Below are 26,111 nucleotides of genomic sequence, written 5' to 3'. Positions count from 1 at the left end.
GCCATATATAATCAACGACGGCCGCATTTGGCCTTAAAATACAAAACGCCCGATGAGGTTCATCAGGCGTTTTAGGTGGAAATAAGTGTCAACTTATTTCAGGACTAGACACACTTCATAAGAATGACTTTGGTTTAGCGCAATTCAGCGGGTACCGCAAAAACCGTATCTTCTTTACGCCCTTCAACCTCGGTTACCACACTGGGTGCCAGCATCGCTATTGCTTGAACAACTTGCTGAACTAAAACCTCTGGTGCCGAGGCGCCAGCAGTTACAGCAACACGGTTGACATTATCGAACCAACTAGACTCAACATCATCTGCAGTATCAACAAGATAGGACTGAGTTCCGGTTTTCAAAGCGAGTTCTCGTAGCCGATTCGAGTTAGAACTATTTTTAGAACCAACCACAATCAACAAATCCACATCGGCAGATAAGTTACGTACGGCATCTTGACGATTTTGAGTGGCATAGCAAATATCATCTTTACGTGGACCTTCAATTGAAGGAAAACGCTTCTGCAGTGCAGCAATAATATCTAAGGTATCATCAACCGACAGCGTAGTTTGGGTCACAAAGCAAAGATTATCGGGATCGCGAACGTCTAAATTTTCAACATCTGCTGGTGATTCAATAAGGTAAACCCCACCATTAGGATTATCATACTGTCCCATGGTGCCTTCCACTTCAGGATGACCTTCATGCCCAATCAGGATGCATTCAATACCTTTACGGCTTGCACGGGTCACCTGTAAATGCACTTTAGTCACTAAAGGACAAGTCGCATCAAATACTCTTAATCCCCGCGCTTTTGCTTCCGCTCTCACAGCTTGAGACACACCGTGAGCGCTAAAAATAACAATATTGTTATCAGGGACTTGATCTAGCTCCTCAACAAATACTGCACCACGGTCCTTAAGGTTTTGTACCACATAACGGTTGTGAACCACCTCATGACGAACATAAATCGGTGGAGAGAAGAGTTCCAATGCACGCTCGACAATACTGATAGCACGATCCACTCCAGCACAAAAACCACGTGGATTGGCGAGTAAAATATTCAAGCTTGGGCTTGTAGGATCGAGTTTCATCTTATAGTACCTCTACGACATCCAGTTCAAATGTCACCTTACGGCCCGCTAAGGGATGATTAAGATCAACGGTAATTGAGTCCCCCGCGACTTCGCGCACGATTCCAGGGATCTCGCTGCCACCAGGACCTGCAAAGCTAACAATCACTCCCGCTTCTAAATCCATATTCGCAGGGAAACGACTTTTATCCATATAATGGATAGCATCTGGATTAGATTCACCAAAAGCATCAATCGCTTCGAGGGTGAAACTGTGTTTGTCCCCCTCATTGAGATCGGCTAACTGTGCCTCAAATGCAGGGCTTAATGTACCATCACCTAAATTCAAACGCGCAGGTTTACCTGAGGCTTTAGTGCTATCGGCGGTAGAACCATCCTCTAGCACAATATTCATATGACATAATAAAGAACGAGTTATAGTCACTTCTTAACCCCTTCCGTCGTATCTTGCTCAGATTTAGCACTAAAAAACGAATCCCAAATGATCAACACAGCGCCAACACAAATCGCTGCATCGGCAATATTGAAGGCAGGATAGTGACTGTTACCCCAGTAGAAATCGATAAAATCCACCACAAAACCATGCATTAATCTATCAATTAAATTCCCAAGCGCACCACCTATTACTAAGGTGTAGGCCAGATTCAGCTTCCACAAAGAAGCCGATTGCTTACGCAACCATACCGTCAGTAAAGTACTGAATCCAACTGCGACAATCGTAAACAGCCAGCGCTGCCAGCCCCCAGCTTCACTTAAAAAGCTAAAGGCTGCACCGTAGTTACGTACATAAGTGAAATTAAAAAAGGGCAATAACTGCACCGATTCAAACAAATTAAAATTGGCTAAGACCCATTGCTTAGATAGCTGATCGGCTAAAAACACCAACACAGCTACCCAATACCAACGTAAGCCACTGTCTTTCCAAGTTAATGGCATACAGATCCTTTATGCAAACTGACGAACTTCGCCGTCGCCTTCAATGTTAGTTACGCAGCGAGTGCACAATGTTGGGTGAGCCTCGATGGTGCCAACCTCTTCTCTGTGATGCCAGCAACGCTCACACTTCTCTGCTGTGCTTGAAGCAACAACTAATTTAAGTGATGCCAGCTCAGTCTCAACCGCTTCAGTTGTCGCATCCGCTAAAGGCAATACTTTGGCTTCAGAGGTCAACAACACAAATCTTAGTTCATCGCCGATATGGGTTAATTGCTCGGTCAAAGTGGCATCGGCAAATAATGTCACTTCGGCTTCTAATGAACCGCCGATACGTTTGTCGCGGCGAGCTTGTTCGATCACTTTGTTCACTTCATTACGCACGGTCAGCAACTGCTGCCAATAGTCATCGCTCAAATCAGTCGCTAACGTGACTGATTTCAAGCCTTGATACCATTCTTGGGTAAAGACATAAGCATCACGCTCACCAGGCAATAGTTGCCACACTTCATCGGCAGTAAAGCTTAGAATTGGCGCAATCCAACGCACCATAGCTTCAGAGATCAAATACAGCGCCGATTGACAGCTACGACGCGCATGGCCTTCTTGCTTGGCCGTATACTGGCGATCTTTAATGATGTCCAGATAGAAACTACCTAACTCAACCGAGCAGAATTGCATCAGTTTTTGGGTCACTATATGGAAGTTATATTGCTCATAGGCTTCAATAATCTCTTGTTGCAGTGCAAATGCACGACGAACAGCCCAACGATCTAATGCCACCATATCTTCAACGGCAACGAGATCCTTAGCGGGATCAAAACCATTTAAGTTGGCTAATAGGAATCGAGCCGTGTTACGAATGCGACGGTAAGCATCGGCGCTGCGATTTAAAATTTCGTCAGAAACCGTCATCTCACCGCTGTAATCCGTTGCTGCCACCCATAAACGCAGAATATCGGCACCTAATTTATTAGTCACAGTTTGCGGCGCAATCACGTTACCGATGGACTTTGACATCTTACGGCCTTTACCATCAACGGTAAAACCGTGGGTAAGCACTTGTTTATAAGGAGCTTTACCATTCATCGCAGTTGATATCATCAAAGATGACATAAACCAACCCCGATGTTGGTCACTTCCTTCAAGGTATAAATCAACACCATGACCATGGAATTCAGGGCGTGCAGCAACTACTGATGAAAAGGTTGAACCTGAGTCATACCAAACGTCCAAAGTATCAGTCACTTTACGGTATTGATCCGCCTCATCACCCAGCAATTCAGCGGCATCAAGATCCCACCAGGCTTGAATGCCCTGCTGTTCGATACGATTCGCCACACGTTCCATTAAGGACACGCTATCTGGGTGCAACTCTTCGGTTTCTCGATTCACAAACAGCGTGATAGGCACGCCCCAAGTGCGTTGGCGCGAAATACACCAGTCAGGGCGGTTTTCTACCATTTTTTCGATACGACTTTGGCCCCAATCAGGGATCCATTGGGTTGCATCAATCTCTTTTAATGCCTGCGCACGCAGTCCATGGTTATCCATGGAAATAAACCATTGTGGTGTCGCACGGAAAATAATCGGCGTTTTATGGCGCCAGCAATGTGGATAGCTATGACGATAAGCAACATGGTGTAGTAATGCGCCCTTTTCTCTCAGTAAAGCGACGACATTATCATTGGCTTTAAAGACATGTTGGCCTGCAAAAAACTCGGTATCCGGCTTGTATACACCATTATCGCCAACCGGGTTTGCTACTTCTAAACCGTATTTTTGACCGACAACAAAGTCATCTTGACCATGACCCGGTGCAGTATGGACAATACCCGTACCAGCATCAGTCGTAACATGCTCACCTAAAATTGCAGGCACATCAAAAGCTAAAAAGGGGTGCTTAAAACGGATAAGCTCAAGCTGAGCACCTTTAATTTTCGCCAATACTTTGTGGCTTTCTGCACCGTAACGGGTTAGACAAGATTCGGTTAAAACATCGGCTAGAATTAATGCCTGTGTGACACCGTCTTTTTCAAACTCAACTAGGCTGTAGTCCAGCTCAGGACTCAAAGTTAACGCGCGGTTGGCAGGTAGCGTCCAAGGTGTGGTTGTCCAAATCACCATAGATACTGGATGTGAGTAATCGCTTACCCCAAACTTAGCCGCAACGGCTTTACTGTCAGCGGCGACAAACGCCACATCGATAGCGGGTGATGTCTTATCTTCATATTCGACTTCGGCTTCGGCTAAGGCTGAGCCACAGTCGGTACACCAATGCACAGGTTTGACGCCTTTATGTAAGTGACCACTCTCAATCACTTTCGATAAAGAACGTACTATGTTGGCTTCGGTTGAAAAGTCCATGGTCAAGTACGGATTTTGCCAATCACCGAGCACGCCTAAACGAATAAAGTCTTCGCGTTGGCCGTTAACTTGCTCTGCCGCATATTTACGGCATTCTACACGGAATTCTGCCGCGGTGATTTTTTGGCCTGGCTTACCGACTTTTTGCTCAACTTTGAGCTCGATAGGTAAACCGTGGCAATCCCACCCCGGCACATACGGCGCATCAAAACCAGACATGGTTTTTGACTTAACAATAATGTCTTTAAGGATTTTATTAACTGAGTGACCAATATGAATACTGCCATTCGCATACGGCGGGCCGTCATGCAAAATGAAGGGAGTACGGCCAATTCGGCTATCGCGGATCTGCTGATACAAACCGTCTTTTGTCCAGCGCTCTAACATCTCTGGCTCGCGATTTGCCAAATTACCACGCATCGGAAACTCTGTTTCCGGCAAATTCAAAGTAAATTTATAGTCGCTCATTGATCCTATACCGTTAATTAAACTGATAAATTTCAGCCTGCATCATTACCAAATAAAGCACGGGCTTCATTTGCATCATTCAAAATCTGTTGTTTTAGCGCATCCAATGAGTCAAAAGGTTGCTCATCACGGAGTTTGGCTACCAACTCGACCTCAACATGTTTGCCGTAAATGTCTTCTTCAAAATCAAAAAGATGCACTTCAAGCTGACACACTTGACCGTTCACTGTCGGGCGAAATCCAATATTGGCTACGCCCTCATAAATATCGCTGTCATCCCAATAACATTTGATCGCAAACACACCACGGACAGGCACAACATTACGCTTTAAGGCGATGTTTGCCGTGGGGAAACCAATAGTGCGGCCAATTTTTTGCCCGTGAGCCACGCGACCACTCAAGGTAAACGGGTGTCCTAATAGGCGTCTCGCCTGCTCAAGATTGCCCTTCGCCAATTGTTCACGCACAGCAGTAGAGCTCACTCTTTGTGAACCCAGCATAAAACTTTGGGTGCTGACCACAGTAAAGCCATATTCGATGCCCGCTTGTATCAGCATCTCAAAATTACCTTTACGACCTTTTCCAAAACAAAAATCATCGCCGACAACCAGGTATTTGACCCCAAGCTTACGAACCAGCAATTCTTCGATAAAATGTTCCGCAGGTTGACTCGCAAAAGCACGATTAAAGTTAACACATACTAACCGCTCAACCCCGAGTTCATTGAGCAAAATGACCTTATCACGCAACAAACTCAAGCGAGCAGGCGCATTATCGCCACAAAATAATTCCTGAGGCTGTGGCTCAAAGGTCATTAACGTCGCAGGTAATCCTAACTGCTTGGCTTTATGCACTAAGTTAGCGATGACTTGGGCATGACCACGATGTACGCCGTCGAAATTACCGATAGTCAACACGCACCCATGGTGGGATGACAAAATGTTATGTATGCCGCGGATTAATTCCATAACTTTAGACAACTGCCAAGCGCAAATCGGCTGATTATATAACAGCTAGCGATGAGAATCAGCAATCAAACTCCCCGTTTAATTGACCAAGGACGAATTCCGAGCAGCAGCAGTCCCAATAAGTAACTTACCGCTCCCGCCGCAATCAAGCCTATCAAGGATTTAGCCCGCTCGACAAAATGCCAATCTAACCACACATCTGGCGATGGTAAGAAGTGGTACAAGACTACCACCATCAACACTGTGGAGACCACGGCTTTAGCAAAAAACACCATAGTCGCCTTAGATACGCGATAAACACCCGCTAAATGCAGTCCTCGATAGAGAAGAGTGGCATTGAGCAACGCCGACATAGATGTCGCAATTGCCAAGCCGACATAACCAAAAGGAACAGCAAACAGCAAGTTAAAGCCCATGTTAGTGATCATCGCAATAATGCCATAACGTACCGGCGTTTTGGTATCTTGGCGGGAATAATAACCCGGGGCGAGCACCTTAATGAGCATAAAACTGAGCAAGCCACTGCCGTAAGCCATCAGACTGTAGGAAGCCATTTCAACATCATGCATCGAAAAAGCGCCTCGCATAAACAACACCATTAACATAGGTTTAGCGAGTACAATCAAGCCCATCATAGCCGGTAAACCTAACAGCAGAATCGCTTTAATACCCCAATCCATGGTTTGACCAAAACCTGCGCCTTCAGCATTGACATGGTTACGCGATAAGGCTGGCAAGATCACTGTACCGATAGCAATCCCAAAAAGCCCGAGGGGAAACTCTAATAATCGGTCTGAGTAATAAAGCCAACTAATTGAACCCGTCATCAAAAAACTGGCGATAAAAGTATCAAACAACAGGTTAATTTGTGAAACAGACACGCCGAATAAGGCAGGGATCATCAAGGTTCTAATCTTCACCACCCCAGGGTGATGCCAACCCCAGGAAGGTTTAACTAACGCTTTTTCTCGTAACAAGAATGGGATTTGAAAAAGAAACTGAATCAAACCACCACAAAACACCCCCCAAGCCAAGGTGATCTCAGGCTGAGTCGATGTCGGCGCATAGAAGATAGCCGCCGCAATAATTGCCACATTGAGAAATACTGGCGTAAAAGCCGATACTGCAAAGCGGCCTCGGGTATTTAAGATTGAGCCTGCTAAGGCAGTAAAAGTGATAAACCACAAATAAGGAAAGGTAATTTTAAGCACAACTGCAGCAAGTTCAAATTTTGCCCCGTCTGGTTCATTGTTAAGCCAGGCGATAAACCAGCCGCCACCAAATAACGCCGATAGCACGGGTGAGGCTATCACCCCAACTAAGGTGACTATCGTAACTAACAGACCTAAGGTTCCCGCAACCTTGCTCAATAATTCACGGGTTTCCTCCGGTGAATGCTTTTCCTGATACTCAGTTAAAACAGGTACAAACGCTTGTGCAAATGCCCCCTCAGCAAATAATCGGCGTAAAAAGTTTGGAATTTTATTAGCAAAGAAAAAAACATCCGCACTGGTTCCGGCTCCCATCAAGTTTGCAACTACAACATCTCTTATCAAACCTAAAACACGGGATATCAATGTCATTGCACTGACAATCATACCAGATCTTAATAATTTTCTGCTCAAACGTCCCCCAGACCTACATCGAATTGATTAGGTGATTCATCTCAAAAAATCGACTCAGGCTCTGTCACACTGCGGCAATAGCTGTTAGAATTGCGCCACATATTACACGAGTTGGGTTGAAGATAGCCAAGGCAGGTTGGATTAATTTATCTTTATGATGAATATTCAATCATAGTCATTGACAAAGTGACTAAATGCAGGCATATTCCTCGGCCTTTAAAAGTATCAAATCCAGTTTTTAGGAGTTGCACCTTGGCTAATAGCAAGTCTGCAAAGAAGCGCGCGCTTCAATCTGAAAAGCGTCGTCAGCATAACGCCAGCCGTCGCTCAATGTTACGTACATACGTTAAAAAAGTAATCGCTGCAATTAAAGCAGGCGATCACAAAACAGCAACAGAAGCTTTTGCTGTTGCACAACCAATCGTTGACCGTATGGCGACTAAAGGTCTTATTCACAAGAATAAAGCCGCTCGTCAAAAGGCACGTTTGAACGCTAAGATCAAAGCAATCGCTGCTTAATCTATAAAATAGCAAATAAAAAAAACCGGCAATTGCCGGTTTTTTTATATCTGAAAAACACCATTAATGACAATAAATGTTATTCAGTAGATGGATCATCTCCCGTACTTCATCACTTTTCAGTGAGTAAAATACTGTTTGCGCTTCTTTGCGTGTGGTTACTAAATTATCTTTGCGTAACCAAGCAAGGTGTTGTGATAGTGCCGATTGACTTAAGCCTAATTTTTTGTTCATTTCGCCAACACACATTTCTCCTTCATTCAATAAATAACAAAGGATAAATAAACGGCGTTCGTTTGCGAGTGCCTTTAATAGCACTACAGCATGATCGGCTCGCTCCTGCATTAATTCAATATTCATTACGCACTTCTTCTCCTAAATCTAACCCCTACGCTAATATAGCGTTGCCTTACGGATATAGTCGGGACATAAAGCACACTTTTTGCTAGATTGTTTTTAAAAATGGGACATGCTTAATAAAAATAAAGGAAACCTATGAAGCTCTACCAAACAACACTGATGACAAGTCTTTTAATTAGCAGCTTAAGCGCTTGTCAAAATCACGTTGAAACCACATCAATAGCAAATGATGATGTGAACCAATTACAACAAACAGCACTATCCTCATCACTAGGATACGACATAGTAGAATCCTTAACGGTTGAAGTTGGGCCAAGATTAGCAGGAAGTCCTAAGGATATTATTGCGGTCAATTGGGCTATGAATAAATTGACCAAGCTTGGGTTTGATCGCGTTTATAAAGAGCCTGTACAAGTCCCTATATGGGAACGTGGTGAAGCTAAAGCTAAGATAACCTTTCCAGTTGAACAGCCTCTGGTGATCACAGCGCTTGGTGGTAGTGTTGCGACGCCAACGGCTGGAATTCAGGCCAAGATCGTCCGATTCGATAGCTTAGAGGCGCTTCAACAGGCAAATCCTGAGGATGTTAAGGGTAAGATAGCCTTCATTGACCAAAAAACTGAACGACATATCACAGGTGAAGGATACGGTAAGAGTGTTGGAGGACGTTCTAAAGGTGCTGTTGCTGCGGCAGAGAAAGGAGCTGTAGCGATTGTTATCCGCTCGATTGGTACAGACCACGATCGCATGGCTCATACAGGCGTGATGCGTTACCAAGATGGTGTACCCAAAATCCCTGCTGCTGCGATGTCAAATCCCGATGCTGACTTAGTCAATGCAATGCTAAGGCGCGATCCAAATGCAATACTCGAGTTGCATATGTCACCAAAGAACTTAGGTTCTAATACCTCTTACAATGTTATTGCTGAAGTCACAGGCAGTAGTAAACCCAACGAAATTGTACTTATTGGCGCGCATCTAGATTCTTGGGATGAAGGAACGGGTGCAATTGATGATGGTGCAGGTGTTGCCATTGTCACTGCGGCGGCGAAGCATATCCAAGATTTACCTACAAAGCCTGCACGCACGGTAAGAGTGGTGCTTTACGCGGCGGAGGAGATTGGTCTTATGGGGGGGAAAGCCTATGCAGAGGCCCATAAAGCAGAATTACCTTTGCATTATATTGCCGCTGAGTCTGATTTTGGTGCTGGGCGCATTTATCAAATTGATACTAAAGTAAATGAAAGCGTATTTGCTGAAGTGCAAAGGACAATAAAACCCATGACCTTGAATGGCGTCGCACTAGGCAATAATCAAGCTTCAGCTGGACCAGATATTTCAATGTTACCAGTGTTGGGAGTACCCGTTGCCTCACTGAGACAAGATGGACGTGATTACTTTGATTATCATCACACCCCAAATGATACTTTAGACAAAATTGATCCCGCCGCATTAGCGCAAAATGTTGCAGCCTATGCACAGTTTGCTTATATCATGGCAAATTCGAATATAGTGCTAACTCCATTGACGAGCGAAATAAAAAAATAACCATTAAATGGAATAATAGAGAACAATCTTAGCTGTTCTCTATTATTCTGCTCTATTCTCTATTGTGCTTCACGTAAAAAAGTCGGTTCACTCGGCGTACTATGTTCTTCGCTGTAGTAATAACCAGCAACATCAAATTTTGTTAATTTATCGATTGAATTGATATGTTGGCTAATAATATATCGGGCCATCATTCCACGGGCTCGCTTGGCAAAAAAACTAATCACTTTATATTGACCATTTTTATAATCTTTAAATACTGGGGTGATTAATTGTCCATCTAACTGTTTCACTTTTATGGCTTTGAAATATTCATTAGAGGCAAGATTGACGATTATGTTATCGCCCTGTTTCGCAACAGCTTTGTTAACGGCTAGCGTTAATATATCCCCCCAAAACTCATAAAGATTTTTGCCCCTAGCATTGTTTAATGCAGTTCCCATTTCTAAACGATACGGTAACATTAAATCTAAGGGGCGCAATAGGCCATACAACCCAGACAAAATACGCAACTGTAACTGAGTACGATCTAGCTCCTCTAACGATAATGTATCTGCATCAAAGCCAGTGTACACATCGCCCCTAAAGGCAAAAATGGCTTGCTTGGCATTTTCTAGCGTCAGTTGAGGTTGCCACTCTTCAAACCGAGCAGCATTTAAACCTGCAATTTTATCGCTCACTTTCATTAGTGTTGCTATATCGCTCGGGGCTAACTGTCGACAAACTTGGATCAACTCTTGGCTATGGAGTAAAAAATCAGGCTGAGAATGGACTCGAGTCAATGGTGGCTGCTCAAAATCGAGGGTTTTAGCCGGTGAAACCAATATCAACATCAAAAACTCCAATAGAAAATAAGACGCTACCATGATACTTACCGCATATAAAAAACCACGTATTAGTTACGTGGCTTTTCTGATAGCAGCAATCAATATGACGTTAAGTAAATGAATTACATCACTTTAACTGATTTTGTTTTACTTGTATCCTGCCAGATATCATCATCTAATTGATCCATAAGCTCTGGAAACTTACTGCGATCAAATTCTGGCATTTTCCCCATTTTAAGCTGCTCACGATAATCGTTAATCACTCGGATAGCCAATCCAGACAAAAGCAGCAATGCCACTATATTTACCGTTGCCATAAGTCCCATCGAGACATCGGCTAAGTTCCACACTAGACTTATCTTTGCAACCGCGCCAAACATCACCATGCCTAATACACATAAACGGAATAAGGGTAGTGCTTTAGTGCTGTTACCTGTAAGGAACATCACATTCGTTTCGGCATACGAATAGTTTGCAATAATAGAGGTAAAGCAGAATAGGAAAATTGCGACCGCAATAAATGCTCCGCCCCAATCGCCCACATGGGTAGACATGGCATTGATGGTTAAACGAATACCATCATCACTCGAGCCTATATCACCTGAAAGTAAAATAATGGCGGCTGTAGCGGTACAAATAACGATTGTGTCAACAAACACCCCCATCATCTGTACAAATCCCTGTGATGCAGGATGATTGGGGTTAGGCGATGCACTCGCAGCGACATTTGCCGCACTGCCCATACCCGCTTCATTTGAGAATAAACCACGAGCAATACCCGCTTGCATCGCCTGTGCAACAGTATAAGCCACGCCACCTGCGGCAGCTTCTTGCCAACCGAATGCGCTTTTTACAATTAGACTAATGACTGCTGGTAACTGCTCTAAGTTGAACAAAACGATAATGAAAGCAACAAGGATATAAGCGAGCGCCATAATGGGCACAATAAACTCAGAAACACGAGCTACTTTGCGCAAACCACCGACAATAACAAATCCACTGGCAATCACTAATCCAATACCAACATAAGTTGGATTAAAACCAAACACCCGCTCCATCGCGCCAGTAATGGTATTTGCCTGTACAGCGTTGAACACTAACCCGAAGGCAATGATCAGAAAAAAGGCAAATAACACCCCCATCCATCTTTGCCCCAATCCTTTCTCCATATAATAGGAGGGACCGCCGCGAAACTGACCATTACGATCACGGACTTTATAAACTTGAGCTAAAGTTGACTCAACCATAGCCGTTGCCATACCAAGTACAGCAATTAACCACATCCAGAATACGGCACCGGGCCCTGCGGCACCAATTGCAACAGCAACACCAGCCATATTACCGGCGCCGACACGGGCAGCCATACTGGTACAAAACACCTGAAATGAGGATAGACCGCTATCACAACCTCGACGGCTCATGGTCATGACTTTAAGTGAATGTTTAAAGTGGGTTAATTGGATAAATGCCAGTCTCAAGGAGAAATACAGACCAGCGCCAACTAGTCCATATACTAACAATTTACCCCAAAGTAGCGCATTCAAAAAGTTAACTATGGTTTCTAACATATTATTTTACTTCTTCCCGTAGCAAATGCCTCCTCTACCTCAATAAGTTAAAGGTACAACATCTGTGGTGAATGAATCCTTCCAGATAAAGGTAAGAATGCCGGTAGATTTATTTTTCCAAATTATCCTTCCGTGAATTTACAACATCACAGCTACCGAATTCAACGCAGCAAAATAGCACAGTATTCGAAATCGCTCATGTGATCAAGCCTGCATTTACACACCCAAACACCGACTTCATCACAGCACGCGACTTCACGCAAGCCTTTGTTAAATCTAAATTAACAAATACGAAAACTTGAATTATCAAACTTAACATCGAAAACAACTTTTAAAAATTGGATGTAGGGCACATTTTTGTAATAAAACTACAAATATAGTATCCCCATCGAAACTCAATTTACTTTTGTCAGCTCTAGTGAGGCTAAATATGACACACACACACGAAATAAACGCTCTGAAAAAGTACGTCAGAGCAACAAACTTCCTTGCCACATCACAAATTTACCTCAAACAAAACGTCTTACATAAACGCCCGCTAGCACACTCTGACATAAAACCACGCTTACTCGGTCACTGGGGAACGTGTCCTGGTATCAACTTTGTTTATGCCAACATTAACAGACTCATTGTTAAACATAATCGTCCATTCATCTATTTAGTTGGCCCTGGGCACGGTTTTCCTGCCGTACAAGCTAACCTGTTCCTCGAAGGTTCCTTAAGCCACTTCTACCCAGAAACGATTCCGTATAACGAAACTGGTATCGAAGATATCTGTAAAAAGTTTTCAGCAGCCTATGGTTATCCTTCACACGCGAACCCAGAAGCCCCAGGTCAAATCCTTGAAGGTGGGGAATTAGGCTATTCACTTTCAGTAGGTTGGGGCGCGGTTCTCGATAATCCAGATCTGATCGCCACCGTTTTGATTGGTGACGGCGAATCAGAAACCGGCCCACTCGCAGCTTCATGGTATGCAAACCGTTTAGTGTCCCCCGCCACTAACGGCGCAGTGCTTCCAATAGTACACATTAATGGTTATAAAATCTCTGGCCCAACCCGCATGGGACGCATGAGCCATGAAGAATTAGATCTTGAGTTCCGTGGTTTGGGTTATTTCCCTATCATTGTTGACAGTGACGCCGAAGAAGACATCTATGTGCAGATGACAAATGCCATGGATACCGCCTACAGCATGATCAACGAGATTCAAACCCGAGCTCGTAGTGGTGAGGATGTTGTAAAACCTCGTTGGCCAGTGATCCTGATGCGCACCGCTAAGGGTTGGACAGGCGTTAGTGAATATAATGGCGTCAAGTTAGAGGGTAATTGCGAATCTCATCAAGTCATTGTGAATAAATGTGCGACTGACAAAGGCCACCTTGATGCACTCAATAACTGGCTAGCCAGTTATCATTTCCAAGAGCTTTATCATATGAATGATAAAGGTGAGCTGATTTTCGATGCCGATATCTGCTCATTAATCCCACCGAAACAACTTGCCTGTGGCCGCCAACACTTAACCTATGGTGGCGAAGTAGTTAGAGCTTTATCTAATCCCGATCTTGAAAAACTCTGCTATGGTCCAGAAGTCCCACGTGGCCAACGTGGCTTTTCAATGCTGAAAATGGGTCAATGGATGCGTGACGCATTTAAACTTAACCGTGATCAAAACAATCTACGGATTTTCAGCCCAGACGAAACCTATTCAAACCAATTACAAGCGGTATTTGAAGAAACGGATCGCGCATGGCAGTGGCCAATCGAAAGCTGGGATGAAGATATGTCCCGTGATGGCCGAGTCATTGAATTATTATCAGAGAACTTACTTTTCGGCATGCTCCATGGCTATACAGTGACAGGACGACACGGGATGTTCCCAACCTATGAGTCATTCTCACAGGTCGTTTCATCCATGGCAGATCAGTACTGTAAATATGTGTATGCAAGTCAAGGTGTGCATTTCCGTAAACCTCTGCCTGCATGTAACGTTGTGCTATCTTCCTTATTAGAGCGTCAAGATCACAATGGTTATTCGCACCAAAACCCTTCATTCTTAGGGGCGATGTTAGAAAAACATCCAAAAATTATTTCTGCATACTTGCCCGCAGATGCCAATAGCACTTTAGTTTATACCGAGCGCGCATTTGCCGACCGTGACAAACTCAATATCCTTGTAGCGGGTAAAAAAGAACTCCCTCAATGGTTGAGTCTAGAAGAAGCTCGTAAGCAAGCAAAAGATGGCGTCATGGTATGGGATTTCGCTTCAGACGAAAATCCCGATATTGTACTTGCAGGTTGTGGTGATTATGTCACTCAAGAATGTATGGCATCGCTAGTATTAATTCGTGAACTCTTACCAAGAGCGAGAATTCGCTTCGTTAGCGTCACTGAATTAAGCAGTGATGGCTTAGGTAGTCGCAAGTTTAAAGAAAAACCTTGGTTGATGGATGAAATATTTACTCAAGATAAGGGTGTTGTATTTAACTATCACGGTTACCCAAATACTATCAAAAAGTTAATTTTTGATTACAAAGGAAGTCGCCGTTTTAGAATTAAAGGATACGAAGAAGAAGGTTCAACAACCACACCATTTGATATGGGTGTTCGCAATGGAACGTCACGCTATCACCTTGTTATTGATATGGCCTACAAGCTGTTCCAACAGGGCGTAATTGATGAAACACAGCATGTTTCAATTACAACAGATATGCTGCAAAGACTTGTAGAACATCGCAACTATATAAAAGCAAACGGTGTGGACCCTATCGAAATTGAAAACTGGGTTTGGACACGTTAATTAATATAATTAGCTAACAAAATAGATACATTTTAAAGGCACTCTTTTGAGTGCCTTTTTAACATTTAAACCCGTTAACGGAATGAGCAACGATAAAAACAATAAACTTAACACTGGAAAAATTTAACAAATGAGGTGATACTTAACCGCTGGCTACAATACCAAAGGATCCCCACACTCAGTGCTAGCAATGTTTTGCATAAAATCGTAAAGCATATTTTGTGGAGAATCATAACAATGGACTTAAAGAAATGATGAAGAATACATTAAAAGTAGTTTTACTTACGTCAATGCTCCCACTTGCTGCCAGCGCATCTCAGGAACTCACACCTTGGTATGTTGGTGCAGGTATGGGCGTTAATAACTATGAACACATTGCAACTCAAAACGGTGATGATAACTCATACGCATGGGATATATTTGCTGGCTATATGTTTAATGACTACTTTGGTGCTGAAATTGGCTATCGTGATCTAGGCAGCGCTGATTGGACCACTTCAGGCATTAGCAACGACGCAGATGTGAAAGGCACGACACTTGGTCTAGTTGGTCTTTGGCCACTAGCTAACCGCTGGAGCCTATCTGCTGAAGCTGGTGCAATGTATTACACTCTTGAAAATAGCCAACGTGCAGGTGCACTATCAAGCTCATACAGCACTGATGACTTTGCTCCATACTTTGGTGCTGGCGTAGGCTATAACTTCACCGATAACCTGAAGTTACAAGCTAAATACCGTCGCTACGAAAATTTAGATGACGAGTATAATATCGTTCAAGCCGATAGCAACTACTGGGGCCTAGAGCTTAGCTACCGTTTTGGTACTCCAGTTGCGGCAGCAGCACCTGTTGCAGTAGCACCTGTTGCAGTAGCGCCTGTTGACTCTGACAATGACGGCGTATACGACGATAAAGATCAATGTCCAGCAACACCAATCACTCATAAAGTTGATTCAGTGGGCTGTACAATCTATGAAAATGTGAAAAACAAAGAAGACGTGGGTTCAATCCAATTTGCTAACGATTCTGCTGTAGTTAAAAATGTATACTACAAAGACATCGAGAGATTAGCGAACTACCTGAACAAGAACCCAGAGTTCACTGTTGAAATCGCTGGTCATGCCTCAAACGTAGGTACACCTGAATACAACATGGTTCTGTCTGACAAACGTGCTGACGCCGTTGCCAATATTCTTGTAGAGAAATATGGTATTAGCAGAAGCCGTGTATCCTCTAACGGTTATGGTGTAAATCAACCGATTGTTGCTGGTGACTCAAAAGAAGCTCATGCTGCGAACCGTCGCATCGAAGCTATTGTCACTACGACAACAAAACAACCCGTTCTGAAGTAAGTAATTACTGTCAGTTATAAAAAGTCGCTGCTTGCAGCGACTTTTTTATTTTATCGAATCTATAATACCTAAGCGATTGTTGCATCCCTCCAACTCGAGTGAGTTACTGAAGTCCCTTTACATTTAAATCGACATTGTTTTGTCATTTTTGTAATTTTTTTACATTCAAGGTTGGAAAAGTTAGCAAAATCGCTTCTAATAGTCATCAGTGAATTCCGAGTTTAAACAGCTACCTGAGAAGGATGTTTTTCATGGCCAATACATTAGAGCAACTCAAGTCATACACTACTATTGTTGCCGATACCGGCGATATAGAAGCAATTAAACGCTACCAACCTGAAGATGCGACCACTAATCCATCTCTCATCTTGAAAGCCGCTCAAATCCCTGAATATAGTTCTTTAATTGATAATGCCATTGCTTGGGCAAAGACACAGAGTACTGAACTTGAGCAGCAAATTGATGACGCTAGTGACAAGCTAGCGGTCAATATTGGCGTTGAAATCCTGAAACTCGTTCCAGGCCGTATTTCGACAGAGGTAGATGCTCGACTCTCATTCGATAAAGAAAAATCAATTGCTAAAGCGCATAAGTTGGTGCGTCTGTACCAAGAGGCTGGGATTGATAAATCTCGCATTTTGATCAAATTAGCGTCTACCTGGGAAGGCATTTGTGCCGCCAAAGAATTAGAGCAAGAAGGGATTAATTGTAACCTAACATTATTATTCAGTTTTGCTCAGGCTCGTGCTTGTGCTGAGGCTGGTGTGTATCTAATTTCCCCCTTCGTTGGCCGCATTCTAGATTGGTACAAAAAAGACACAGGTAAGGATTATGATGCTGCCAATGATCCAGGTGTTGTTTCTGTCACTGAAATTTACAACTACTACAAACAACATGGTTATAACACAGTGGTGATGGGTGCAAGCTTCCGTAATATAGGTGAAATCATTGAGCTAGCAGGTTGTGACCGCCTAACTATCGGCCCTTCACTCCTAGAAGAGTTAGCCAATTCTCAAGAGCAAATTCAAGCTAAACTCCTACCTGCTACAACTACTGTTGCAGCAGAGACACCACAGACTGAAGCGCAATTCCGTTGGGACTTCAACCAAGATCCAATGGCTGTTGAAAAGTTAGCGGAAGGCATACGTAATTTCGCCATCGACCAAGGCAAACTTGAAGTCATGCTCAAGGCAAAACTCGCAAACTAAGCTTCTTCGGAGACGATTCGATGACACTCTTGACCCAAAGCTCAACCTGGCAAGCTTTATCAGCACACAGAAAAAACCTCCCCCATATGCGGGAATTATTTGCAACTGATGCAGCACGTTTCAAAAATATGTCGCTATCAGCTTGTGGTTTATTTCTAGATTACTCAAAAAATAGAGCAACGGCCGAAACACTCGAACTGTTATTTACCTTAGCCAACGACCGTAAACTCGAAGCCAAGATTAAGGCGATGTTTGCTGGTGAGATGATAAATACCACTGAAAAGCGCGCTGTCTTGCATACCGCGCTACGCAGCAACGCTAGTCAGTCGATTATTGCTGAGGGCCAAGATATCGTTCCTGAAGTTCAGCAAACCTTGGATAAAATGCAAGAGTTTGTTGAAACGATTACTTCTGGACAATGGAAAGGATATACCGGCAAAGCTATAACCGATATCGTGAGTATTGGTATTGGTGGCTCTTTCCTTGGACCTAAAGTTGTTTCCCAAGCGCTACGCCCATACTGGAACCAAGGCTTAAATTGTCATTTTGTGGCAAACGTTGATGGCACTTCTATCAGTGAAAAACTGAAGTTGCTCGATCCTGAAACCACACTGTTTATCATGTCTTCTAAGTCCTTTGGTACCCAAGAAACACTAACCAATACCTTAACAGCTAAGGCATGGTTTTTAGCTAAAGGCGGCTTACAATCCGATGTTGCAAAGCATTTTGTCGCAGTAACTTCAAACGTGACTAAGGCAACTGAATTTGGCATTGATACCGATAACATCTTCCCAATGTGGGACTGGGTTGGTGGCCGTTACTCGCTTTGGTCTGCCATAGGTCTGCCTATTGCACTATTGATCGGCATGGATAATTTCAGAGCCCTACTCAATGGTGCTCATCAAATGGATGAGCATTTTGCCAATGCACCATTAGCAGAAAATATGCCGATTATCATGGGATTACTGTCTCTATGGTATGGTAATTTCTTTAATGCCCAGTCCCATGTGGTATTAACATACGATCACTATCTACGTGGTCTACCAGCCTACTTTCAACAACTCGACATGGAAAGTAACGGCAAGTCAGTAACACTCGATGGAACTGACGTTGATTACAGTACAGGTCCAGTGATTTGGGGAGGTGAAGGCACTAATGGTCAACATGCTTACCACCAACTCATTCATCAAGGCACGGCATTGATCCCTGCCGATTTTATTATGCCGCTGCAAAGCCATAACCCCATTGGTGTACACCATGATCAATTAGCATCAAACTGCTTTGGACAAACCCAAGCGCTTATGCAAGGTAGAACCTTCGAGGAAGCGTTAGCTGAATTGGTGAATAGTTCATTAACCGATGAAGAAAAGCAGCTGATTGCAAAACATAAAGTGATGCCAGGAAACAAACCAAGCAATACCCTATTGATGAATAAGCTAACGCCGGAAACCTTAGGTGCGCTAATTGCGCTGTATGAACACAGAACCTTTGTCCAAGGCGCAATATGGGATATCAACTCCTTCGATCAATGGGGAGTCGAGTTGGGTAAAAATCTAGGTAACGATGTGCTAGCAAGGATCAGTGCGGAACAAGATTCCAGCGCCTTAGACGCTTCGAGCAATGGCCTTATTAACCTGTATCGGCAAGGTGCTATTTAATTGAACAAAAAGCCAGCAATAGCTGGCTTTTTTATTGTATGTCTTTATTTATATACGATTTATGTTCAACTCAATCTACAACATCCGTACTCAATATCCAGGATATATCATCCAAACTTCATTTCAAGTTAACACAAATGAAACATAATTCTTGCACCCTGTTTTGAAAATATGTTATTTAATCGCTGACAAAACATACAACAACAGGAGGTTACCATGGATCGTTTAGATTATGGTTGTGCGCTAGATGAAGTCGTTGAAAGACCCGATCGCTCGCGAGGCTCCAACAAGAAGCGTAAATGGCGAGAGATTGAAGCGTTAAAGGATAAACATCGTTTACTTAAAGAACTCCAAGAAATTGATAATAACTTTGACTACGATATTGATTCAATCCAGTTGTAACCTTATGTTTGATAATGCTTAAACATAACCGAACATAAAAAAAGCGCCTTGAGCGCTTTTTTTATGTCACAGACATAAGCGTTATTCAAACTCGGTAAGATAAGCTCGTAGCTCATCAAATGCCTGTTGCTCTCTGTCCAAAAACAGTGGGTCATCGATGAGGGATTGTCGGCATTGCTTTTCTATCGCCAACCAGTCCTCTTCCGTTAAGCTTTTAGCCAAAAGCGGAAATATCTCCCGCTCTTCCATCTCCATATGCCGCTCTTGTAATTCAACATACTCAGCAAAATCTGCAATTAATTTTTCTCTAGCAACAACGATGTCACTCAGGATCAAATTTAAAGTATTCATCAACGTCGCGGAAGCTTGGATCACGGTTTCATGTTCACCGCTCAGTTTATCAATATCGTCATTGGCCTTATGTGCTAAATAGTAGGCGTAAATAATGTCTTCAACCGGATGATGGCTGCGCTCAGCATATTCTTGCATATACTCAACGATGTCTCTTACCACACTGAAATTAATCGCTTCGCCCTCAAATAACTTCATCTGCTTGTTTTTCAAGACATTCAATAAAACTGCGATATGTTTATGATCATGCATAAGTCTTTTGAGCATATTGCCTCCTGAATTTAGGCCATGACTATTAATACTAGTCAAGTCATAGTGCGAACTCCAATATAGCAGGCTAAATCCTGTTCACTTTATGACGGCGATCAAGTAAATCACATGCCATAGAATAAAAGACTGCCACTCCAGCAAGATTAACATCCTTTCATTACATTAGGTTTTATAAATCGGAGCATCCTCCAACATCATCCAGTGAAATCACGACAGTATTACTTAACGGCTTGATGTAACTGTTGTTGTAGCATCTTAAATTCTGCACGAAGTGTATGAGATAATTCATCTTTCGGGTTATTAATCTCCTCCGTCATAGCTAACTCTGGATGCTTCTCCAGCAGCATTTTCTCTAGCGCTAATGCTTGTTCGTTTTCTCTTGTTTCAATGAATACTTTTAATCTTTGTAGTGACTTAGCTAAAGGTTCTTTATCTTCGACATTTCCGCCAATAGGCGCTGAATCTGAGTCATTTTGGGGCAATGCAGGGCTTACAGCCGCCATGGCAGTGACTTCTCGTTCAATGGACCCTGCGGTGGTTTGAGCGGACAGACGTGATCTCGCTTGGATGGCTTCGACTGAGCGGCGTTCCGCTTGCTCGCTTTGCCCGGCCTTCATCTTTGCCGCAACCATAGGCTCCATCGTTTGAGGTACTGGCGCACTCCTACTCAGCTCCTGAGGAGTAATGACTACATCATCAACTTGTGGGCGATTTAAGATGACCACGCCAACCACAATGACTAACGATGCCGCACTAGATAGGGCTAATGGGAAACGTCGCCAAAAGGGTGTTATCACAGGTTTTAGCCTAGTAATATTCATATCAACAAGATGAGTCTGTGAAAGCGTTAGAATATCTTGATCTAACTTTGCGGATGGCATTTCTAAAGTTTGCTGGTGATACCAAGTAAAGACTTGTTTTTGTGCTTCAGTATCTTCGGTATTTACTGTGGTATTACTCATGGCCCTTCTCCTGCCATTTCGCATTTACGCACTCTTTTAAGCTCTGATAGGCATAGCGAATTCGACTTTTTGTTGCTTCAAGGGTTACCCCTGCGATATCGCTTATCACTGCCGCGGTAAATCCCATTTCAATGTTAAGGATAAATGCTTCTTTCTGTACTTGGGGCAATAGTGAAATACAGGTTTTAAGTAACAAACTCTTTTGGGTTTCTTGCCAGTGGATATCAGGTTTATCTTGATCACATCCCTCAAAAGTATCTAAGCCAGTCACATCGGTATCATTTGCGATAAAATCGACAGGCTTGACAGCTCGAACGTGGTCAATAAGTAGGTTATGTGCAATGCGGTAAAGCCAAGTACTGAATTTAGCACTGGCTTGATAATTTACTGCGGCACGGATAACCCGCCCCCAAGTCTCTTGGTATAAATCCTCAGCCAGTTGCTTATCCCCCAACTGGCGCACAAAGTAACGATAAAGTGCGCCCTTATGTTTAAGGTATAGCTGCTCAAATGCCTGACTGTCTCCTTTTGCATAGCGTTGCATCAGTTGTTCATCGCTATGCTCATGGACATGTATTTGCGGTATCGCTAGCGCCACTATTGCTCCCTCATCATTTGGCTTAACCCTACACTGATTTATTCAATCCTTTTCATCGCCTTTAAAGGTTTACCCATCATCGACCTTTAATGGAGTTTATCCTCTGGGGGAAAAGGTTTATCGCCGTGTGCAATTGATTGGTTTATCGCTGCGGCGTTAGATTGTGCAAGCACTGCTGCGGTATCCACTAGTTGCATAAATTCATGCCGATAACCGAAGGTATCATCTCCCAGAGCAGAATGAGTCAACGTACTTAGCTTAGTATAATCAAATTGATGTAAATAGTGACTATGATTCAATAATTGCCCAAACCCAGCGACTGCAGCCGCAAAACGAAAGTCATCACTAGTCTGATTTAAATGCTTCACATTTTGGTCGATTCGTATTGGGTAGGTGAGCAGTTGGCTCTTATTCTCATTGGGTAATTGGTAGCGTAGTTTCAAAAAGGCAATTTCTTCGCGGCTATATTTCTCTTGTCCCGTTTGAGGATTATAGCCGTATCGCAACTTATCATTAGCCATTCCCCCCGTTTCAACATAGCGCAATTCATACAATGCAGTCACAGTATGGCCGGCACCAATTTCCCCGGCATCCACTTTATCATTGTTAAAGTCCTCGCGGGCTAACATGCGGTTTTCATAGCCGATTAAGCGATATTCGGAGACTAAAGCAGGATTAAATTCTATTTGTATCTTCACATCCTTAGCGATGGTCAGTAAGGTCGAACTTAACTCATCTACCAGCACTTTTCGTGCTTCATTAAGCGTATCAATATAAGCGTAATGCCCATTGCCTTTATCGGCTAACTGCTCCATAAGTTGGTCGTTATAATTGCCCATCCCAAAACCTAGGGTTGTAAGGCCAATCCCTCGCTGTTTTTCTTTTTCAATTAAACTTATCAACTGGTCAAAATCGGTTACGCCGACATTGAAATCACCATCAGTCGCGAGAATAACGCGATTAATTCCACCTTGGATAAAATGTTTTTGTGCTAACTGATAAGCTTGGATAATGCCTTGACCTCCGTTTGTTGAGCCCCCCGCTCTTAATTGCTCTAATGCATAGGTTAACGCCTGAATATCATCACCTGAAGCACCATCAAGCACCACACCTGCAGCGCCTGCATAAACCACTATAGAAACTTTATCTTGAGCGCTTAATTGCTGGGTAAGCATTTTCAGTGCCGTTTGCAACAGAGGCAGTTTATCGGCTGAAGCCATTGATCCTGAGACATCGAGTAAAAAAACTAAATTACTCGCACCGAGTTCAGATTTATTCAATTCATAGCCCTTCAGCCCAATACGTAGCAGCATCATGTCGTCATTGTAGGGTGAGGGAGCAAGTTCAGTAGTCACACGAAATGGCGCTGCATTTTTATTCGGCAAGGGGTAATCATAGGTAAAATAATTGAGCATCTCCTCGATACGTATCGTGCCCTTTTCGGGTAAATCGCCCTCTTTAATGATCCGTCTCAGCGTCGAATAACTGCCTGTATCAACATCAATCGAAAAAGTCGAAACGGGGATTTCACCCGCGACCATAATGCCGTTTTGTATTCGTTTCTCGAACCTATTACGCTCAGGTTGATTAATACCATACCAAGCATCGCTCGCGATGGGTGCCGCGACTAAATGGGTATTGATAGCCACATTTTTGGCAGATCTCTGCGTCGCAGCCAACGATTTAGCGATTAGGCGTTCGGAGGATTGCACATTCTCCAATCGATGGGTTTGCTCCAATTTGTGTATCGCTAATGCTTTGCTCTGTTCGCTCTCTAACCTCACAGTCTCCGCGCGCTCTGTCAAAGAATGCACGACTAAGGATTTATCCCCATCACTTTGCTTATCTGAGCAACCACTCAATCCGAAAAAGATTGCTAATGTCAGACTCGATAGTAAAAACACTCGGTTCCTTGCTGATTGACGGCATAAAGAGCCACGCGCACGCGGCACAGTTGAAAAATGATTAGCAAGTGAGCATTGCTGTTGATTTGGGACATGTTCCATAGTAAAAACCTCTGCGATTAACTTATCCCTATTAACGCAGCACCAAACCAAAAGGGTTAAATGTCGCTCACCCAATGCCCACAAATTTGCTCCAAGCATACTATTTATGCAAAACAAAGTAATTTAAGCTTATTTTGCAATCATGATCACACAGCAATCTGTATCTGGCCTTTAAAATAGAGCCTTGTAACAACCCGCGCTATGGACCCACTCGTGTCACACTCTGCCCATTTGTTTTCATTAAAAATTGCTCACGCACTCACAGAAGCCTGTGTAAAAGATAAATACTCCCTAAAACGATTTGGGCAAGACCTACTTGCCGGTTTAACAGTGGGGATTATCGCCATACCTTTGGCAATGGCCCTAGCGATTGCCAGCGGTGTCGCACCACAATACGGTTTATATACAGCCATTGTGGGTGGTTTTATCATTGCGATGTCGGGCGGCTCACGCTATAGCGTATCTGGGCCTACCGCCGCCTTTGTCGTTTTGCTTTATCCAATAGCACAACAATTTGGCTTAGCCGGATTATTAGTCGCCACAGTGATGTCGGGCATGATATTAGTAGCCATGGCTATGCTGCGTCTTGGGCGCTTAATCTTATACATCCCAGAATCAGTGACCTTAGGTTTTACGGCGGGGATTGGCGTTGTTATCGCCACTTTACAGCTCAAGGATTTTTTTGGCTTACCTATAGAGCACATGCCAGAGCAATATTTTTCAAAACTTATTACTCTTGGCCAAGCACTTCCTACAATGCACTTACCCAGTTTCTTGGTCGCAACGATCACCTTAGCGACTATGCTGCTTTGGCCCAAACTAAAAATTCCAGTACCTGCACATCTGCCCGCAATTGCTCTCGGCAGCATAATCGCCTTAGCACTCAATGCGATGGGAGCAGACATAGAAACCATTGGAACACGTTTCCACTACCAATTAACCGATGGCACTACAGGGATGGGGATCCCACCCGTACTACCCAGTTTTGAATGGCCTTGGTTACAAGCCGGAGCCAATGGACAACCCTTTGAGTTTAATCTCACGACCTTCCAAGCACTATTACCCGCAGCCTTTGCAATAGCCATGTTAGGCGCCATTGAATCCTTACTCTGCGCCGTGGTGCTCGACGGTATGACCGGAAAACGTCACAGCGCTAACAGCGAATTACTCGGTCAAGGGATAGGTAATATTATCACGCCCTTTTTTGGCGGGATCCCAGCCACAGCTGCGATTGCTCGCAGTGCTGCAAACGTTAAAGCAGGGGCTCAGAGCCCGATTGCATCTATGATCCACGCGATAGTGGTGTTAATTGGTTTAGTTGCCCTAGCTGGGGTATTAGCCTATTTACCTATGTCTGCTATGGCAGCATTACTACTTGTCGTCGCTTGGAATATGAGCGAAGCCCCTAAAGCGGTGCATTTAATTAAAACCGCGCCCACCAGCGATATCTTAGTCTTTATGAGCTGTTTTTCATTGACGGTTATTTTCGATATGGTTATCGCCATTAGTGTGGGGATTATTCTTGCGGCTCTGCTATTTATGAAGGAAATTGCAGAAATGACAAGACTCTACGATATCAGTAGCAACAAACGCTATGTCGATCAACCTCTGCCCGCAGATTGGACAGTGCTCAAAATTAATGGACCATTATTCTTTGCGGCTGCAGATCGTATTTTTGCCGAAATAGCCAGTCTAGCCCAAGATAAACAAGTGATTGTATTGTATCTTGATGGGGTATCAATACTGGATGCTGGAGGCTTAGCTGCGTTGACAAAATTGATTGAAAAATGCAAGAAAAGCAATACCAAACTCATTGTTGCCGATCTGCAATTTCAGCCCATCCGCACACTCGCAAAAGCGAAGGTTCAACCCATTGAAGGTGTGCTTAAGTTTTATCCAACCCTGCGTGAAGCCTTAGCAGAAGCTCCATTGGTTTCTGAACAAACTGAACCAGTAGCAGACAATCTTTAAGATAAAGCACATTTTCCTAAGCCAACTCAGCCCCCACAGACACATTTAATGGCCTTTGGGGGCTAAAACCACCTCAACTTGGCACCGATTTCACATCATCAATCTTTGAATACAAAATCCGCGTTCTCAATGCTATTTTGCGCGCAGAAATAGCGTTTTACATGGTATTATTCTGCGCCATGGTGCACCTAGCGATTAATGGCTTAATAGGCATCAACTGTACCCAGACCTGATACAAGGTCAGAATATAATTAAAATTAGTGAG

The 26,111-nt window shown here is 43.5% G+C and carries 21 protein-coding genes; 8 read left to right on the top strand and 13 right to left on the bottom strand.

All coding sequences use genetic code 11. The annotated features are described in order from the left end of the window. Positions 1 to 134 precede the first annotated feature (134 nt). From ispH to murJ, 6 genes are all read right to left on the bottom strand, one after another. The gene (ispH, locus tag L2744_RS16935; RefSeq protein WP_248993031.1) at positions 135 to 1,064 is read right to left on the bottom strand and encodes a 4-hydroxy-3-methylbut-2-enyl diphosphate reductase; all 930 of its coding nucleotides are present in this window, start codon (positions 1,062 to 1,064) and stop codon (positions 135 to 137) included. A gap of 28 nt (positions 1,065 to 1,092) precedes the next feature. Continuing rightward, the gene (fkpB, locus tag L2744_RS16930; RefSeq protein WP_248993030.1) at positions 1,093 to 1,515 is read right to left on the bottom strand and encodes an FKBP-type peptidyl-prolyl cis-trans isomerase; all 423 of its coding nucleotides are present in this window, start codon (positions 1,513 to 1,515) and stop codon (positions 1,093 to 1,095) included. Next, positions 1,512 to 2,027 carry a signal peptidase II gene (gene lspA / locus L2744_RS16925; protein WP_248993029.1) on the bottom strand — a complete coding sequence of 172 codons (516 nt, stop codon included), beginning with the start codon at positions 2,025 to 2,027 and terminating at the stop codon, positions 1,512 to 1,514. The genes fkpB and lspA overlap by 4 nt, the downstream gene beginning before the upstream one ends. A gap of 9 nt (positions 2,028 to 2,036) precedes the next feature. Then, positions 2,037 to 4,859, bottom strand: a complete 2,823-nt coding sequence (ileS, locus tag L2744_RS16920; RefSeq protein WP_248993028.1) for an isoleucine--tRNA ligase — start codon at positions 4,857 to 4,859, stop codon at positions 2,037 to 2,039. A 32-nt stretch (positions 4,860 to 4,891) separates the two neighbouring features. Next, positions 4,892 to 5,827 (bottom strand): bifunctional riboflavin kinase/FAD synthetase, encoded by a 936-nt coding sequence (gene ribF, locus L2744_RS16915; RefSeq protein WP_248993027.1) that lies wholly within the window; start codon positions 5,825 to 5,827, stop codon positions 4,892 to 4,894. A 65-nt stretch (positions 5,828 to 5,892) separates the two neighbouring features. Continuing rightward, positions 5,893 to 7,452, bottom strand: a complete 1,560-nt coding sequence (gene murJ, locus L2744_RS16910) for a murein biosynthesis integral membrane protein MurJ (protein WP_248993026.1) — start codon at positions 7,450 to 7,452, stop codon at positions 5,893 to 5,895. Positions 7,453 to 7,704: 252 nt separating this feature from the next. Between murJ and rpsT the strand changes: the two genes are divergently transcribed. Then, the gene (gene rpsT / locus L2744_RS16905; protein ID WP_011790375.1) at positions 7,705 to 7,971 is read left to right on the top strand and encodes a 30S ribosomal protein S20; all 267 of its coding nucleotides are present in this window, start codon (positions 7,705 to 7,707) and stop codon (positions 7,969 to 7,971) included. A gap of 63 nt (positions 7,972 to 8,034) precedes the next feature. Here the strand turns inward: rpsT and L2744_RS16900 are convergent, their stop codons facing one another. Beyond that, the gene (locus L2744_RS16900; RefSeq protein WP_006084975.1) at positions 8,035 to 8,331 is read right to left on the bottom strand and encodes an ArsR/SmtB family transcription factor; all 297 of its coding nucleotides are present in this window, start codon (positions 8,329 to 8,331) and stop codon (positions 8,035 to 8,037) included. Between the two features lie 135 nt (positions 8,332 to 8,466). Between L2744_RS16900 and L2744_RS16895 the strand changes: the two genes are divergently transcribed. Continuing rightward, the gene (locus L2744_RS16895) at positions 8,467 to 9,879 is read left to right on the top strand and encodes a M28 family metallopeptidase (protein WP_248993025.1); all 1,413 of its coding nucleotides are present in this window, start codon (positions 8,467 to 8,469) and stop codon (positions 9,877 to 9,879) included. A 59-nt stretch (positions 9,880 to 9,938) separates the two neighbouring features. On the opposite strand, the gene yaaA is transcribed toward L2744_RS16895, so the two are convergent. Further along, positions 9,939 to 10,712, bottom strand: a complete 774-nt coding sequence (yaaA, locus tag L2744_RS16890; RefSeq protein WP_248993024.1) for a peroxide stress protein YaaA — start codon at positions 10,710 to 10,712, stop codon at positions 9,939 to 9,941. A 116-nt stretch (positions 10,713 to 10,828) separates the two neighbouring features. Then, positions 10,829 to 12,274, bottom strand: coding sequence for an alanine/glycine:cation symporter family protein (locus L2744_RS16885; protein ID WP_248993023.1), 1,446 nt, complete (start codon positions 12,272 to 12,274; stop codon positions 10,829 to 10,831). Positions 12,275 to 12,704: 430 nt separating this feature from the next. On the opposite strand from L2744_RS16885, the gene L2744_RS16880 reads away from it, so the two are divergent. The 5 genes from L2744_RS16880 (at position 12,705) to L2744_RS16860 (ending at position 19,688) form a co-directional block, all read left to right on the top strand. Next, entirely contained in the window at positions 12,705 to 15,071 is a 2,367-nt protein-coding gene (locus L2744_RS16880; RefSeq protein WP_248993022.1) for a phosphoketolase family protein, read from the top strand. Between the two features lie 251 nt (positions 15,072 to 15,322). Next, positions 15,323 to 16,420 carry an OmpA family protein gene (locus L2744_RS16875; protein ID WP_248993021.1) on the top strand — a complete coding sequence of 366 codons (1,098 nt, stop codon included), beginning with the start codon at positions 15,323 to 15,325 and terminating at the stop codon, positions 16,418 to 16,420. Positions 16,421 to 16,671: 251 nt separating this feature from the next. Next, on the top strand, positions 16,672 to 17,628 hold the full coding sequence (gene tal / locus L2744_RS16870) for a transaldolase (protein ID WP_248993020.1): 957 nt from the start codon (positions 16,672 to 16,674) through the stop codon (positions 17,626 to 17,628). Positions 17,629 to 17,648: 20 nt separating this feature from the next. Then, the gene (gene pgi, locus L2744_RS16865) at positions 17,649 to 19,286 is read left to right on the top strand and encodes a glucose-6-phosphate isomerase (protein WP_248993019.1); all 1,638 of its coding nucleotides are present in this window, start codon (positions 17,649 to 17,651) and stop codon (positions 19,284 to 19,286) included. 216 nt (positions 19,287 to 19,502) lie between these two features. Then, positions 19,503 to 19,688: a DUF3545 family protein gene (locus L2744_RS16860; RefSeq protein WP_011790383.1), complete on the top strand. Its 186-nt coding sequence runs from the start codon at positions 19,503 to 19,505 to the stop codon at positions 19,686 to 19,688. 81 nt (positions 19,689 to 19,769) lie between these two features. Here the strand turns inward: L2744_RS16860 and L2744_RS16855 are convergent, their stop codons facing one another. From L2744_RS16855 to L2744_RS16840, 4 genes are all read right to left on the bottom strand, one after another. Next, the gene (locus L2744_RS16855) at positions 19,770 to 20,306 is read right to left on the bottom strand and encodes a hemerythrin domain-containing protein (protein ID WP_248993018.1); all 537 of its coding nucleotides are present in this window, start codon (positions 20,304 to 20,306) and stop codon (positions 19,770 to 19,772) included. A 221-nt stretch (positions 20,307 to 20,527) separates the two neighbouring features. Beyond that, positions 20,528 to 21,271, bottom strand: a complete 744-nt coding sequence (locus tag L2744_RS16850; RefSeq protein WP_248993017.1) for an anti-sigma factor — start codon at positions 21,269 to 21,271, stop codon at positions 20,528 to 20,530. Then, positions 21,264 to 21,869: a sigma-70 family RNA polymerase sigma factor gene (locus tag L2744_RS16845; RefSeq protein ID WP_248993016.1), complete on the bottom strand. Its 606-nt coding sequence runs from the start codon at positions 21,867 to 21,869 to the stop codon at positions 21,264 to 21,266. Before L2744_RS16845 ends, L2744_RS16850 begins: the two co-directional genes overlap by 8 nt. Before the next feature lie 86 nt (positions 21,870 to 21,955). Continuing rightward, positions 21,956 to 23,875, bottom strand: a complete 1,920-nt coding sequence (locus L2744_RS16840) for a vWA domain-containing protein (RefSeq protein ID WP_248993015.1) — start codon at positions 23,873 to 23,875, stop codon at positions 21,956 to 21,958. Positions 23,876 to 24,088: 213 nt separating this feature from the next. Between L2744_RS16840 and dauA the strand changes: the two genes are divergently transcribed. Next, positions 24,089 to 25,846, top strand: coding sequence for a C4-dicarboxylic acid transporter DauA (gene dauA / locus L2744_RS16835; RefSeq protein ID WP_248993014.1), 1,758 nt, complete (start codon positions 24,089 to 24,091; stop codon positions 25,844 to 25,846). The last annotated feature ends 265 nt before the right edge of the window (positions 25,847 to 26,111 follow it).

Source organism: Shewanella profunda (assembly GCF_023283765.1).
In the GTDB taxonomy this organism is placed as follows: Bacteria; Pseudomonadota; Gammaproteobacteria; order Enterobacterales; family Shewanellaceae; genus Shewanella; species Shewanella profunda.
This window is presented reverse-complemented; position numbering and strand designations above follow the sequence as displayed.